The organism is Thalassoglobus neptunius (genome assembly GCF_007859735.1).
Lineage (GTDB): Bacteria > Planctomycetota > Planctomycetia > Planctomycetales > Planctomycetaceae > Thalassoglobus > Thalassoglobus neptunius.
In genome coordinates, this window is sequence record NZ_SIHI01000001.1 from 545672 (window position 1) to 559437 (window position 13766).

General features: G+C 52.3%; 9 protein-coding genes. 7 read left to right on the plus strand and 2 right to left on the minus strand.

Annotated elements, in window-relative coordinates; genetic code table 11:
• Nucleotides 1–93: 93 nt before the first annotated feature.
• The 3 genes from KOR42_RS02105 (at nucleotide 94) to KOR42_RS02115 (ending at nucleotide 4595) form a co-directional block, all read left to right on the plus strand.
• Entirely contained in the window at nucleotides 94–1959 is a 1866-nt protein-coding gene (locus KOR42_RS02105; protein WP_197440783.1) for an HSP90 family protein, read from the plus strand.
• A 169-nt stretch (nucleotides 1960–2128) separates the two neighbouring features.
• Nucleotides 2129–3970 carry a hypothetical protein gene (locus KOR42_RS02110; protein WP_146506967.1) on the plus strand — a complete coding sequence of 614 codons (1842 nt, stop codon included), beginning with the start codon at nucleotides 2129–2131 and terminating at the stop codon, nucleotides 3968–3970.
• Nucleotides 3971–4331: 361 nt separating this feature from the next.
• Nucleotides 4332–4595, plus strand: a complete 264-nt coding sequence (locus KOR42_RS02115) for a hypothetical protein (RefSeq protein ID WP_146506968.1) — start codon at nucleotides 4332–4334, stop codon at nucleotides 4593–4595.
• 320 nt (nucleotides 4596–4915) lie between these two features.
• Here KOR42_RS02115 and KOR42_RS02120 read toward each other — a convergent pair whose 3' ends face one another.
• On the minus strand, nucleotides 4916–5917 hold the full coding sequence (locus KOR42_RS02120; protein ID WP_231740594.1) for a M28 family peptidase: 1002 nt from the start codon (nucleotides 5915–5917) through the stop codon (nucleotides 4916–4918).
• A 461-nt stretch (nucleotides 5918–6378) separates the two neighbouring features.
• Here KOR42_RS02120 and KOR42_RS02125 point away from each other — a divergent pair, with 461 nt between their 5' ends.
• Both KOR42_RS02125 and KOR42_RS02130 read left to right on the plus strand, forming a co-directional pair.
• On the plus strand, nucleotides 6379–6588 hold the full coding sequence (locus KOR42_RS02125) for a cold-shock protein (protein ID WP_146506969.1): 210 nt from the start codon (nucleotides 6379–6381) through the stop codon (nucleotides 6586–6588).
• Nucleotides 6589–7179: 591 nt separating this feature from the next.
• On the plus strand, nucleotides 7180–7428 hold the full coding sequence (locus KOR42_RS02130) for a hypothetical protein (protein ID WP_146506970.1): 249 nt from the start codon (nucleotides 7180–7182) through the stop codon (nucleotides 7426–7428).
• A 434-nt stretch (nucleotides 7429–7862) separates the two neighbouring features.
• Here KOR42_RS02130 and KOR42_RS02135 read toward each other — a convergent pair whose 3' ends face one another.
• Complete coding sequence (locus KOR42_RS02135; RefSeq protein WP_146506971.1) at nucleotides 7863–8648, minus strand: hypothetical protein; 786 nt, start codon at nucleotides 8646–8648, stop codon at nucleotides 7863–7865.
• A gap of 235 nt (nucleotides 8649–8883) precedes the next feature.
• On the opposite strand from KOR42_RS02135, the gene KOR42_RS02140 reads away from it, so the two are divergent.
• Together KOR42_RS02140 and rho are read left to right on the plus strand one after the other, a co-directional pair.
• Entirely contained in the window at nucleotides 8884–9732 is an 849-nt protein-coding gene (locus KOR42_RS02140; RefSeq protein WP_315861337.1) for a DUF6655 family protein, read from the plus strand.
• A 2283-nt stretch (nucleotides 9733–12015) separates the two neighbouring features.
• The gene (rho, locus tag KOR42_RS02145) at nucleotides 12016–13716 is read left to right on the plus strand and encodes a transcription termination factor Rho (protein WP_231740597.1); all 1701 of its coding nucleotides are present in this window, start codon (nucleotides 12016–12018) and stop codon (nucleotides 13714–13716) included.
• The last annotated feature ends 50 nt before the right edge of the window (nucleotides 13717–13766 follow it).

Consider the following 13766-nt stretch of genomic DNA (forward strand, 5'->3'; position numbering starts at 1 on the left):
ACTGGTTTCTACACTTGTCTCGTCGATATGTGTCGACTTCAATGCGTTCGCATCAATGCTCGACTTACTTTTCCCGAGGTCGTTGAAACAATTATGTCCGAGTGGAAACGCAAGATCCCTTTCCAGGTTGATATCGCCGGTGTAATCGACATCATGGGATCATCTCTTTACAGCCGCTACGACACACCGATTCGAGAGCTGCTGCAAAATGCGCATGATGCCATCATGCGCCGACGACGTGGCGATTTGCAATTTCAGGGGAAGATTGTCGTCCGGCAAGATGCAAACGCTGGCACTCTCTCATTCACTGACGACGGAGTCGGTCTCACTCCCGAAGATGCGGAAAACTATCTCGGAACAGTCGGACTGGGAATTACAGGTCTCATCAAGCGGGGAACTCCTCCGCCTTCTCAACAATCCGGATCAGCGGACAATGGCGACTTGATCGGTCAGTTCGGGGTCGGGCTGTTCAGTGCCTTCATGCTCGCTGACCGGCTCGTCGTGGAAAGTCGAAACGAAGCTGCGGAATCTGGAGTTCGCTGGGAGGCAGGCCCCGGAACCGAGATTGATCTCTCGAACATCGAACGGAGTCAGGCTGGGACCACGGTCACGTTAATCCTGAAATCGGAGTACCGGTTTCTGGCCGAGAATTCCGAAGCGGTCGAAACTGCAATTCGCGACCATGCAGATTTTCTTCTGATCCCGATTTTTCTGAACGATTCCGACGTGCGCGTCAACGTCATCCATGCAGCCTGGTTTGACGCGCAACAGGATCCGGAATCGACGGAATTGGCCATCGAAGAATACTTCGACGAAACGCCGCTCGATGTCATTCCGATCCGTATTGAGAATCCCGTTTCGATTTCTGGAGCGCTGTACGTCAGCCCCCAGCGAGTCCCTGGTTTCAGCGATCTTCCGACAGTCATGGTCACCGTTCGAAGGATGGTGATCTCACGCAAACTTCAGGGAATCCTCCCCGTCTGGGCGACGTTTTTGCGCGGGTGCATCGAGCTTCATGACTGTTCGCCGACTGCCAGTCGCGAGGATCTCGTCCGCAACCGGGCCTTCGAAAACGTGTGTGAGGTTTTGGAACAGATCCTGTTCGAACACTTCGATAGGCTCGCCGAGACTGACCCGCAACGAATGGAATCGATTGTCAACTGGCATCGTTATTCGCTCGCTGGGGCAGCGATTGAAAACGAACGTCTGCGTCAGATCCTCAAACAGTCCTATCGATTCCCGACGTCGCACGGTCCGCTCACGATTCAAGAGATTCTCGAGAAGTCCGAGGCGGACCCACTCTTCGAAGACGATGTCGATCGGGTGGTGTGGTACAATCCGGATCGGCGACAGGAGCGCTGGATCAACTCGCTGTTCGCTTCGCATTCGGCGCCCTGTGTGAGCACCTTCCGGAGCTTCGAAGAGTCTCTCCTTGCTCAGTGTCTTGCCGACGATTTCGATGCTGGAATTGAAAGTGACCTTCGCCTTGCGACTCCGACTGCGCCGAATTTCTCGGCGATGATTCTCGGTGTTCAGGATCTCGAAGACGCAGCACCGGAGTGGATTCAGTTTCTTGAGAGTTCTCAGGCAAGGGTCTTGCTCGGTTCTTTTCGCGCGGATCAACCTGTCATGGCGTTTCTGAATGAACGTCACGAACTCGCGAAGTCATTCGAAGAACTGAAGCAACGAGGTGAGATTCCGACCGGCTTTCAGCGACTCATCGACACGCATTTCGCGGATGCTCCGACATCGCAAAACGAAATCATTCTGAATCGAAATCACCCGATGATTTCCCGCGCGCTCTCACAGAAACCGGGAACTCCACTTTCCTGCGTGGTTCGTCTCATCGTGGCGAATGCCCTGAACAGTGCTGGTGGCACAACAACCAAAGAAGCGCGTCAGCAACAACAGGATGACCTTGACTGGATCGCCGAATGTCTTTGGGGACGCGATTCATAGGGCAGCTTTTCATCTGTGTGGCTGCGAGTCGGATCAGCAATCGCAGTGTTCATCGATAGGAAACGTGTTCGGGCAAGTGCAGAAAAACCATGGAAATGGTCTAATACCGCTCCACTTGCGCAAACATCAGCAAGACGATTCCAACTTCAGCTTTGAAACGAAACCTGTCATGAGTGCAACGCTCGAATCATCAAACGGATACGTCGCAGCGAGTGCGTCGGCATTCGAACTTAATGATAGCGAATGGCTTCAGTCCATTTCGTTTCGCAGTGGTGCAACCGCCGGGCTGGGATCGGCCGCGAAAAGAGGGGACGTTGAAGAGTTCGCACGCATCATGAGAGACGATTTGCTTTCGATCTCGATGAAAAAACGCGAGCGAAAAGAACTCCGGAAGGACCTGAAGACTCTCTGGCCGAGTGTTTCTTCCAACGATGAAAACGAAGATGCCTGGGAACAGATTCTCTTCGGAGAACTGAAACGCAAATCAGAAGTCGCTGCAGCAATTCATTCCCGAATTGCTGAAAACCTCGACTCCGACACGAACTTCCAGTCGTTGTGTTCAGCGGTCTGGATTCTATCACTCAAGGTTGATGTGCTGTCGACCGACGCATTGATCGACCTGTGGCGATGGGTTGTTCAACAGGGACAGTCGTGGCTGGAGAACAAACCGGAAGTGGACCCTGATCAGGCGCTCAGCCAACTTCCGTTTCTTGAAACGGTCTTCATGCTGGCCGTTTCGCTTCGAGATCTCAAAGGTGCCCGGAAGCTTCAGAAAGAGGTCGTCGGTCTCGTTCGGATGTGTATCGATGAAACGAGCGACAACGACGGGACTCCGCAGCCGCAATGGATTCCGGGGATTGTTGATTCGCTCAGCTGTTTAGCGCGGATGTCTTTGTTCGCTCGTGTGCATGGAGAACGGCTCTGGAATGAATCGATTCGCACTCGTCTGCATTCTCTTCTGGAGCGTGTCGTCTCGCTGTGTACTCCGAATCGGATTGCGTTTTCGGGAGCAGAACGAGAAGGGGACGCTTGCGAAGATTTCACTCGCCTGAGAACCGTTCTGTCAGCACTGGATTATCAGGGTGGGGAAGGTCTCGATCGCTATTTGAAGGGGCTTGCAAGCGGGAAAAGTCTGTCGGCCATCCGAAGCGAGTGGGAACTCCCCGAAGAAACTTTTCAGTCAGACTGGGCGATGGTGGCCAATCTGCGGTCGTCATGGAAATCACCGATCGACCAATGCGTGGTGATTCATGACAGCTCGACGTTGTCACTCGACGTCGTCGCGGCCGATATCCCGATCTTCCGGGGAAAGTGGGAAGCTGAACTTCAAGTCGACGGACAATTGATTGAAAGCGACGCGCAATGGACCTGCTCGTGCTGGTTCGAAGATGCAGAAGTCGACTTTATGGAACTCGTTCAGGAAGGGCCGGACGGGACAAAGATCATGCGACAGGTGATTTTGCTCAGGCAGGATCATCAGTTAATCCTTAATCAGTCCGTTCAGGCAGCTGAAGCGAAGTCGCTTGCTTTCCGTTCATCTCTTCCCATCGCTTCGAGTTATGAAGTTGAGGCCGACTCCGCGACTCGGGAGGTGGCACTGCTGGCAGAAGGTCAGCGAATCCGCGTGCTGCCGATTTCGATTCATCAGGAACGAACACAGAAGGCTCCGGGATTTGTGGTAGAGGAGGAGGGCAAGCTGGTGATGGAACAGTCGAGCGAGTCCCCTCGTTTGTTTGTTTCCACCGTTTTTGATTGGGCACCGAAAAGGCATTTTCGGCCCGTCGAATGGAATCAACTCACTGTTGTGCAAGATGGGAAGATCGAGTCACAGCTGGAAGCGTTCGGGGCTCGTTTTCGAGTCGGACGCAATCAATGGCTGATGTATCACTCGCTGGTGCCGCCAACGATTCCGCGAACCGTTCTTGGAATGCATACGAGCTACGAAACATCGTTTTCGAGATTTACCTCGAAGGGAGAGATCGATCCGATCGTCGAAGTCGAGATTGATTGATCGGATTGACTGAGGAGCCGTGCGTTGAGGCGGGGCTTATGTGTTTCGGTGGCTGCCGTTTTGAATGTCTGAAGGTGCTTGCTTCAGGCGGATTGAGGGGGGCACGAGTTGCAATTCTTTCAATCGTGCTCAGGAAATCGGGGATTTCCTCAATTCCCGTTGTTTCGTTCGAGTTGGAATCGTATCGTTCCGCTCACACAGGCACCGCACATTTGAGCGGCCTGTCCCTTTCGAGATTCCTCAATCAAAGTCTTTGCCGACGACGAATGGATTTCGCAGCGTTCGGTAAAAGACAACTTCACATGGGTCGACCGACCCACACGATGACTCCTCTCTCACTCCCACGAAAAGGATTGGAACTATGAAGCGGTGCGCATTGATGCTGACCCTCGCATTGACGATTGCTGCAACGGGATGTTGTTGCCCATTCGCACAAAGAGGTTGTGCGCCTTGTGGATACGGTGCCGGATACTCACCATACAACACGTACAGCGCTCCTGCCTCCCCATGCCCGAACGGTGCATGCGGAACTTATCCCGGTGCCTATACCGGTGGAGCTCCAACTGCCATGGCTCCGTACGCATACCCAATGACTGCGACCGTCGATCCACTTCCAGCATATTGATCGTCAGCCGGTTTCAACGCCGGCTCTTGATTCAAGCATGTGATGAAGCGAAATCGCTTCGTGGATTCCGGCGGTGAGGTGCACGTTACCCTTGCCTGTGCAATCACTTGCACGATTTGACGAACTTTCGTCCTGATGACTCGTGCGAATTAACGTCAGTTGTTCCGCACGACGTGAGTGTGTCGAGGGATTTCGACGCTGCAAGCGTTCAGGGACTGCGGTTCAGAATCATCTCTGAGAGATTCTCTGTCGAGAAGGTCACCTCCCTCAGAGATGGTGTTCGAACGTGAAACGTCAAAAGAAATGATTGCGGAAAAGACTCAGTTTTCCGCGAGCCAGGCCAGCACGACGAGTCCGACCGTATACAACGATTTCGGAGAGCACGCGGCTGGTAGGTCATTGCGTGTGTGCCAGTACGGATAGTCGAAGTCGATAATCACGCTCGTGGGGATTTTGGCGATCTGGTTCAACGGCAGATGGTCGTCGCGTATTTCGTGCTTCGCGCGAGCATGAAATTGTGTCGCGCCGACACGTTTCGCAGTGGCCCAGATGCTTCGAGTCACTTTTGGAGCATAGCGAAGACTGTTGCGTTCGTAATAAACGTTGAGTTCACGTTGGGCGATCATGTCGACGAGCACTCCCTTCACGTATCGATGGTTGCGGGGCGGCTTGTCGTGATATTGCTGAGCGAAATGTTCTGATCCGAGAAAGTACTTGTCTCCCTCTTTGTAGACGAGTTCTTCCCCGTCGAAGAAGACGAAGTCGATCCCGAGTCTGTTCGGGAGAACCGCCATGTGATTTCCCAGTTCCATGAGCAGGGCGACTCCGCTCCCTCCGTCATTCGCCCCAATAAACGGTTTCGTGCGATTGATCTCGAGAGGTTCTCGGTCGGGAAATGGCCGAGTGTCGTAGTGGCAGCAAACGATGATTCGGTCTCTTCGCTCAGGATGCCAGGAGACGATCAAATTCCGCATGCGAACCGGTTCTCCGGATTGCGGATGCGTTGCATCGAAGTCCTGAAAACCGACGAGGCCGCCGAGTTTGGAAAAATGCTCCTGAAGAAGTTCTTGTTGCTTCTCCATCCCTTCCGATCCAGAGTATCGCGGGCCGAGATCGCAAATCTGTTTGAGGTACCCAAACGCACGTTGTCCGTTGATGATCAAGTCTTCAGCTTGTGTCGTCACGCTGGAAGCGAACCAAATCAGAGTCGCAAGCATGGGGACAAGGCACGCACGATTTTTCAGGGAGAACTGACGTTCCCGCTTTGAGATCGGGGTATTCGTGCGGCGTGAGAGGCAACTGGGCCGAAAAGGCTTGAGCATAGAAACTGTCTCAACGGTCGGGTGGTGGGGTGTCGTCTTCTGTCGAAACCATGTCACAAGAACGACTGACTCGCAAGCCTTCAAGCCTGCATAGGGCGATTTTACATATTTGGCTTGGTTGATGGGATTTTGAGAAATTCCCACTCGGGAGAATCGAGAACAGCCTCAAGACCGCTATAATCTCACTCTGTGGTGAAGGTTCCGATTGACTCAAAACAGGACGTTTTCCCGATCATTCGACCATTGAGACTGATGAGTCGCAGAGTGTTTCAAAGTTTCGACCTCTTGCGAACGCATCGAGTCAATCCTGATCACCGTGTGGTTTCACAGGCAATGTGATTCAACAAGCACAGGCTGTGTTTTGACATGACTGTTCAGGAGAGAAGAACGGGAGTTCATGGATGTGAGAGAGATTGAACTTCTTCGAGCTGTCATGAGTTATTGAGTAAGGAAGAGCGGCAATGCTGCGAGGAAAGATCAAGAAGCTGGTCGCTGACAAGGGGTTCGGGTTTATCACATCGGAAGATCGAGGAGGGGACCTGTTCTTTCATGTCTCCGCGATTCAGGATGCAGAATTTGAATCGCTTCAAGAAGGTCAAGACGTGGAGTATGAGTCAGAGGACGGTCCCAAAGGGCCTCGCGCCTCGGTCGTTCGTCCCGTAGACGATTAGTGGTGATAAACACTGCTTTCAGTGTTCATTGTTGCTAAATGAGCGATGCGGTCTTTCCGGAGATTGCATCGCCTCACATGAGTGAACTTGGGGAATTCTCGACAAGCGGGGAATGTGCCTCTCGTTAAGGGTTCGCACAGACCCCGTTCTCAATACTTTGGACGAGTGCCTGCATTTCACTCCGAGGGTTCCCGACTACGCTGCCGGTTCGGACTCTCGAAGCTGGAAAGTCTGCGTATTTGCGACCGCTTCATTGTTTCCGGGAGAACGCGACCATTCTCAGTTGGCTGTCGGCGAATTGAGTGTCGCACGTATTGTCGATGAAGTGGCCGGTGCGAGGTTCCTTCAATAGCGAGGGACCTGCTTTGTTGACGTGTTCGGTGTCTGCAGATGAGTCAAGTATTGACGATTGTGCCGAAAATTCTCAAGACGCGGACTTTTCGTGACGATCAAGTTGTTAGCGGACAGTTTCCTTCTGTCCGAGAAACAACCTTTGCTCGTTGATTCCCCTTTCGTATTGCCCGGGGTGGTGACCGGAAGTCTGGGAGTCATTATCGAGAGTCTTACTTCACCCTGAGAATGAGCTTCGGCATGATCCACAACACTCTTTTCTCGAAGACTGTCGTTCTGGCAATTGTCGGAATGTCTGTGTCGGCAAGTCTTTGCGGTTGCCAAACTCAGATGGGTGGCCAGACATTGCCTTCAGCATATTATCTGCGGGATGACGTTCAGTTCTTCCCCGCCGGACCGGAAATGCAATTGCCGAATCAGCGTCAGGCATTGGAAGAGTACCGGGCTTCCAGCGAGAATCTGGATGCTGATCTGGGCGATTTCCAATAAACTCCAACAGCCCGGATTTCCTGAGTTTCTCAGCATGGATCATGCTTGAGGATTCAAGGAACCATTGTGGCAGTAGGAAGTTAGGAAACAAAAATCGACCAGGCCGCATTGACGGTCTGGTCGATCTGTTTTTCGCTTTTCAGTGAGTCCCGGTGCGGGCAAGCTGAGTGATTCTCAAATGTCACTCAGTCGGATATCGACATCTCGAATCCCTCCGCCGAATTCTTCTTTCCATCGCTTTGGAAAATTCTCACCGGCCAGCTTCAGCATTCATTCGGAACAAGAGCGTTCCGGCGAGTGCAGAAATTCTATGCAAGCCTGTGAAGGCGGATCAGAGCATTTTCTGATTTGGTTCGCACTCACTCGCACGAGCAAGCTCAGCGTTCTAGCTGATGAAAAAGTTCAAGCGAGTGCACAGGAAAGAGCAACTTGCTTTAGAACGAGAACGGGAAGAGTGGCAGCGGGCTGGGACGCAGAGCGTAAAGTCCTGATCGCCAGTAGTATTTTCGGTAGTCTCCGATGTACGGGAACATGTCGGGACGGAAAATCTGTGGGCGTGGATTGACCACTCGCTGAGGTTGGTCCTGGCGGTGAATGACGGTGGGACGCATTTCGCCAAAGAGAATCTCAAGAGCTGTGTCGTGTCGGTAGTTGGGGTTGGCGAGGTAATCTGCACGTCGATAAGGGATTGCGTCGTAAATCTGCTTGTACGTCTCGACTTTCGCCAGCTTCTCAGCACTCGCATCGTCCGTTTGTGGGCGTGGAGCAGGTGTGATTCGAATTGACCAGTTCCCGTTTAGCAGGGTTGTCTGTCCATTCTTGCTCGGAATCACGACAGGTGCTTTTTCTTCGACTTTCTGTGGTTCCGGCGGAAGCGGTGGCAATTCGTCGGCAGCTGGAGCTGGATCGGCAGCTGGAGCGGGGTCGGCAGCTTGAGCGGGGTCGGCAGCTTGAGCAGGGTCGGCAGCTTGAGCAGGGTCAGCGGCAGGGGCAGGGTCAGCGGCAGGGGCAGGGTCAGCGGCAGGGGCAGGATCGGAAACTGGAGTCGGATCGGCAGTTGAGGCTGTGTCCGTCGCTGGGGCTTGAGGGACTTCTGGAGTTTCCGGTGCTTGTTGAGCGTTGACGCTTGCAGTCATCAGGACGGCTGCAGCTGCGCTAAAGGCGACCAGTCTGAGTGTCCTCCGAACGATGGTAGCGGTTGGGGAGGTGAGGTCCTTCATGTCGATATCCTTGAATTGAAGAGTCAGGTAAATCTTGCAGGATTCGACGCTATGAGGTTCTCGGCACCATTGTCAAAAAAAGAATTTGACAATTGGGGGTTGCAATATTGTTTGCTTCGGGCATCACCGAAAAATTGGATTTGTTGCGTTTTGGAAACACTGGTATACTTTTCACACCCTCCTGGAAATCGTTCTTCCAATTCCCCCCGCCTTAGTGCTTTCCCTTGTTCTCGTTATGGTCTCTCTGCGTCAAATCCCGGTTTTCGCCGTTGTCTGTTTCTTGCTTCACGTTTGCCTGAGCGGATGTGGAACGACGAAGCACTCGACAGCGACGGAGCAACTGGTGATGTCGGATGCGGTCGACGGGGCTGTGGCACGACTCGATTTCACTCCACTGGCCCACCAGAAAGTCTTCTTCGACACGCAATTCATCAAGGACTACAAGGGAATCGGGTTCGTCAATTCCGACTATATGATCGGTTCACTCCGCCAGCAGATGGTCGCTGCCGGCGTTCTGCTTCAGGAAAATGCTTCGACAGCTGACTTTGTTATTGAAGGTCGGGTCGGGGCGCTGGGGGCAGATTCGCACGAGGTGGTTTACGGAATTCCGTCGACTCGACCACTCAACGACGCCGCGGATGCTCTTGCAGCGGTCTCTCATATGCCATCCCTTCCGGGGATTCCCGAGCTTGCTCTCGCCAAAAGAAGCGATCAGGTTGCCGCCGCGAAGATCGCGATGTTTGCTTACGACAAAGAGAGCCGTGAACGGGTTTGGCAGTCTGGAATGCTCACCTCTCGGTCTTCGGCCAAAGATCTTTGGGTTCTGGGGGCGGGGCCGTTTCAGAGAGGGGCGATTCACGAAGGGAAAGTCCGCTTCGCCGGGACAAGGCTTGATGTTCCCGCGTGGGCGACAGACCGATCCGGAAGCAACGGACCGATTGCGTCCTACAAGGGGCAGAAGATATTCAATCTGCCAGAGCAGCCTGTTCCAGTGACACCGGGTCCGGAACCGGTCGAAATTCAACAGGTTTCGGCCGAAGAAGAGGCGAAAGAAGACGGGAAAAAGTCGAAGAAGGGCAAATAAGACGGTTCGGCGGACAAATCACGCTTGACTCAGAAATCGATGATAACCGATACTTAGTCGAAGCGGTGAATTGACATCACTGGATTCCAAGCTACGATACTGGTGAGATTTATCGCTGCTACGTCGTTCGCAATGCGATTTAAGAGTCATTCAACGACGTGACTGAGTGGCGTTGGCTTTCAGGGTGAGCTCTCTCGACGATGAGTCATCACCATACTGTCATTACTCAATCTCCTTCTCAGCAGTTGGGTCGTCCCGACAGAGGTCGCTGGTCGCCCCAATAACGGTCAATGAAATTTTTAAGATTCTTTGGCCCGTGATGTGCTCTTTTCGAATCCAAGCGGAATCAATGGCAAGAGAAATGTTCTCTTTAACGATTTGGAATTCGAGATAGATAGAAGGTTGATTGTCGATCAATGCAGCTAAGCGGCAATTGCAGTGAGACAGCACCGTCAAGCAACGCTGTCAAACAGCAGAGTCGGGGAGCGATGCATTGATGCAATACGCGGAATTGTTGCACTGCACTGGTTTGTGAACCGAGTGAGTTGCACATATTTTGAATCTTATAAAACCTGACGTGCGTTGACCTCGCAATGAATCTTCCGGAATTGTCTTCTGGGGTCAAAAGGGACCGCGGAATCGTTTTGGTGCGTTGCGGGCGACGTGAAAATGTTTTCAAATGCGATGTGGACTGCAGTAGGCACTGCGATCAATCGATTCGAGTGGGCTGGCCAGTTTCGCAATTTTGAAGGACAGGGAAGACGGTCTTAAATCGAAATCACTGGCAATCAATCGTGAGGGATGACAACACACGGTTTCAGCAGGAATTGGCGCTGAATGATTGTGGGGTTGATTGTGAAATTTCTGTGTGCGGTTGTTGCTGAAGGTGATGTGATCTGGGGGTGGTCCATTCGGGATCTGAACAGAAGATTCTTAATGGTGTCGCTCATCGAGTACACGCGTATCAAGAACACATGGAAGTCCTGAGATACTGCGAAGTCCTGACAGGCCGCCTCGCGGTCGATGACGGAGGGACAAGCTGTCCTTTCCGGTGTAAGCAATAAAAAACACTCAATACATAAAGTCGCATTGGAAAGTCGCTTTTAAGGCGGGTGAACAATGCAAGCGAGCTTGTTGGGAGACGTTGCGATTTCGGTTGGACCAATCGGAATTCGAGTCAGCAACAATTCCACAAGTGTAAGTTTCAGTAGACACTAAGTTTCATTAGACACTGGGAACGCAATCGCTGAGCAGACTCAAGTCATTCCAGGAGAGGTTGTTCATTGAACATGCTTTGGGGGCTTGATTCGAAAATCAGTGGCGATTCCGAGTCTGTAGTTTCATGAAGAGCTCTGAGGCGATTTGTTGTCAGGTGCTCGTCCCTGTGAAATGCTGGGGCCCGGTGGAGTGCTGGGAAATGAATACTGGACGTGTTGAAAGAGACGTGTCGAAAAATATGCAATCAAAAGACAAACAGTAATCAGAGAGAGTCAAGCTGAGCCGAGGCGGTGAAGCCATCAGTTTGATGTTTCTGATTCAAAGTGATGGGATGAATTGTTCTCATCAAGACTGACTGAACCAGGAAAACTGAAGAAGTCGACGACGGTAATTTGTCGGGCTTCGATTCGTTTTCTTGCCAACTGTTGTTGACAGTTTTTCAGCTTCTGCTGAACACATTCAGGGCGTCATCATCACACGTGTGATGTATGGAGTCGTCAGGGGTGTGCCTATTGGTGTTCATATGACGTTGAACCCCAGCCAATCCGTTGGTGGCAATTGTTTTGAGTTTAACTGTGGCAATGATGCTGCGGTTGGACAATCCGTTGAGTTCCGTCTGAGGGACCGGATCATAGTGTCACTGCTGCCTTAACAAAGTTTTTAGTTTCGACAGGGTGGGTATGGAACCCGCAGTTGAATTGATAGAACTTCCGCTCATTCAGAGTCGCAAATTTTCGACTCGCACAATGTTGGGCATTGCTGTCGCTGACAAAGCGATGAGTCCAGCACATGGTGTGAGATTGCTTGAGAATTTATTGCTGAGCGGGATCGTTGATCCTGTCGTCTCCAAGGTTTTTTCTTGTTTCGGACTCCCTGAGGGTGCGGAGCAACGAATGCAATTTTTTTAGCGAATCGGGTTTTTTTATGCCTTCGAAAAGTTCTTCCTCGACTGAGACTTCAAGCAAACCAAAGCGGAAGACGACTAGTAAGAAGTCCGCCAGTAAGGACAGTAAGACGACGACCAGTCGAACTCGTAAAAAAAACGCAAAGAAAAAGGAAGTCGACGTGGACGACGATCTCGATTTCGGTGCAGGAATTGTCGATGACGACCAGTCCACCGAAGCTCCTGCGAAGCCGAAGGCAACGCGCAAAAAGACAAAGCGAGCTTCCGCGAAAGCGGCTGACGATTCGGCAGAAGGGTCTGAGACAACAACTACAAAACGCCGAAGTACGAAGAGCAAGTCGTCGAAGGCTTCCGCAGAAAAGGAAGACTCGAACGACAGTGTGTCGGCAAGCGACGACCGAGGTGAAGAGAAGGTCGCAAAAGAGACGTCTGCCAAAGCTTCAAGTGATACAGAGGCAAGCTCCGGAGATCAGCAGTCTTCGGACCAGCAGTCTTCAGAACAATCGGATGAAAAGCCACGTCGTCGTCGACGTCGTCGCCGTCGCGGAGGAAGCGGCGGAGGTGAGGGAAGCAGCAGCAACAACAACGGCGGGTCGAACAACTCTCAGCAGAATTCGGGAGGACGTCGAAAAGGGAACTCTTCGCAAGGAGGGAAGGGGCGACGCAACTCCGGAAATCAGCGTTCACGTCCAGCGAAGACGACGCGATTTGAAAAGAATGCAGCCCCACCTGAGCCAGTCCAGACTTCGGGTGAGATCGAAGGAATTCTGGAACTGCACCCAAAAGGGTATGGGTTCCTCCGGGCTGGCGCGAATGACTACGGAGCACGTGAGTCAGATCCGTTTGTTTCCAGCTCATTCGTTGAAAAGCATCATCTCCGCGAGGGGATCAAGATCATCGGCGAGATCGGCCCAGGAACACGAGGGCAGGGTCCACGATTGCTCGAGATCAAGTCCATTGATGGTGGGACCACTGACGAATACGAAGCGCGTCAGCACTTCGACAATTTGACTCCCATCAATCCGTTTGAACAGCTTCAACTGGAGACGGGGCCAACTCCGATCACGATGCGTGTGATGGATTTGTTGACTCCGATCGGCAAGGGACAAAGAGCGCTTCTCGTTGCTCCGCCTCGCTCCGGAAAAACGATGCTGATGCACGAGATCGCGAATTCCGTCAGCAAGAATCATCCGGAAGTTCATTTGATTGTCTTGCTGATCGACGAGCGACCAGAAGAAGTCACAGAAATGCGACGGATGGTGAACGGCGAGGTGATCGCTTCTTCGATGGATGAAGATGTCGAAAGCCATGTTCGTATTAGCCAGCTGATCTTCGAACGCGGAAAACGTCTTGCAGAGTCCGGGAAAGACTGCCTCATTCTGATGGACAGTGTCACCCGAACAGCTCGTGCATTCAACAAATGGATGAGTGGAGGACGTGAGTCAAAAATCGGGACCGGTGGTCTCGATGTGCGTGCTCTCGATATTCCCAGAAAGATGTTCGGAACAGCTCGTCGTTTCGATGAAGGTGGGTCACTGACAGTTGTCGCGACCGCTTTGATTGAGACCGGCAGCCGAATGGATGAGGCAATCTTCCAAGAGTTCAAAGGGACCGGAAATATGGAACTGGTCCTCAGCCGGGATCTCGCTGATCGGCGGATCTGGCCGGCCATTGACATCTCTCGATCTGGAACACGTCGAGAAGAAAAGATTCTCGATCCAGAAGTTCTGGAAGGTGTCACGATGCTTCGCAGAAGCCTGGTTTCAATGAACCCAGTGGAAGCGATGGACCAACTGATTCGAACTCTCGGGAAGTTTGAAACGAACAAAGAATTCCTGCAAAGGATCAAGGCTGTGATTTAACGATGACAGCTGTGGCGACGTTGAGTCCTCGATCGATTGAGATCAGGTTT

Excerpts from the sequence above, each read along its gene's own strand:
- KOR42_RS02140 (WP_315861337.1), top strand. The coding sequence starts at position 8,884 with ATGGTCTCTCTGCGTCAAATCCCGGTTTTCGCCGTTGTCTGTTTCTTG.
- KOR42_RS02105 (WP_197440783.1), top strand. The coding sequence starts at position 94 with ATGTCCGAGTGGAAACGCAAGATCCCTTTCCAGGTTGATATCGCCGGT.
- KOR42_RS02135 (WP_146506971.1), bottom strand. The coding sequence starts at position 8,648 with ATGAAGGACCTCACCTCCCCAACCGCTACCATCGTTCGGAGGACACTC.
- KOR42_RS02125 (WP_146506969.1), top strand. The coding sequence starts at position 6,379 with ATGCTGCGAGGAAAGATCAAGAAGCTGGTCGCTGACAAGGGGTTCGGG.
- KOR42_RS02110 (WP_146506967.1), top strand. The coding sequence starts at position 2,129 with ATGAGTGCAACGCTCGAATCATCAAACGGATACGTCGCAGCGAGTGCG.
- KOR42_RS02130 (WP_146506970.1), top strand. The coding sequence starts at position 7,180 with ATGATCCACAACACTCTTTTCTCGAAGACTGTCGTTCTGGCAATTGTC.
- KOR42_RS02115 (WP_146506968.1), top strand. The coding sequence starts at position 4,332 with ATGAAGCGGTGCGCATTGATGCTGACCCTCGCATTGACGATTGCTGCA.
- KOR42_RS02120 (WP_231740594.1), bottom strand. The coding sequence starts at position 5,917 with ATGCTCAAGCCTTTTCGGCCCAGTTGCCTCTCACGCCGCACGAATACC.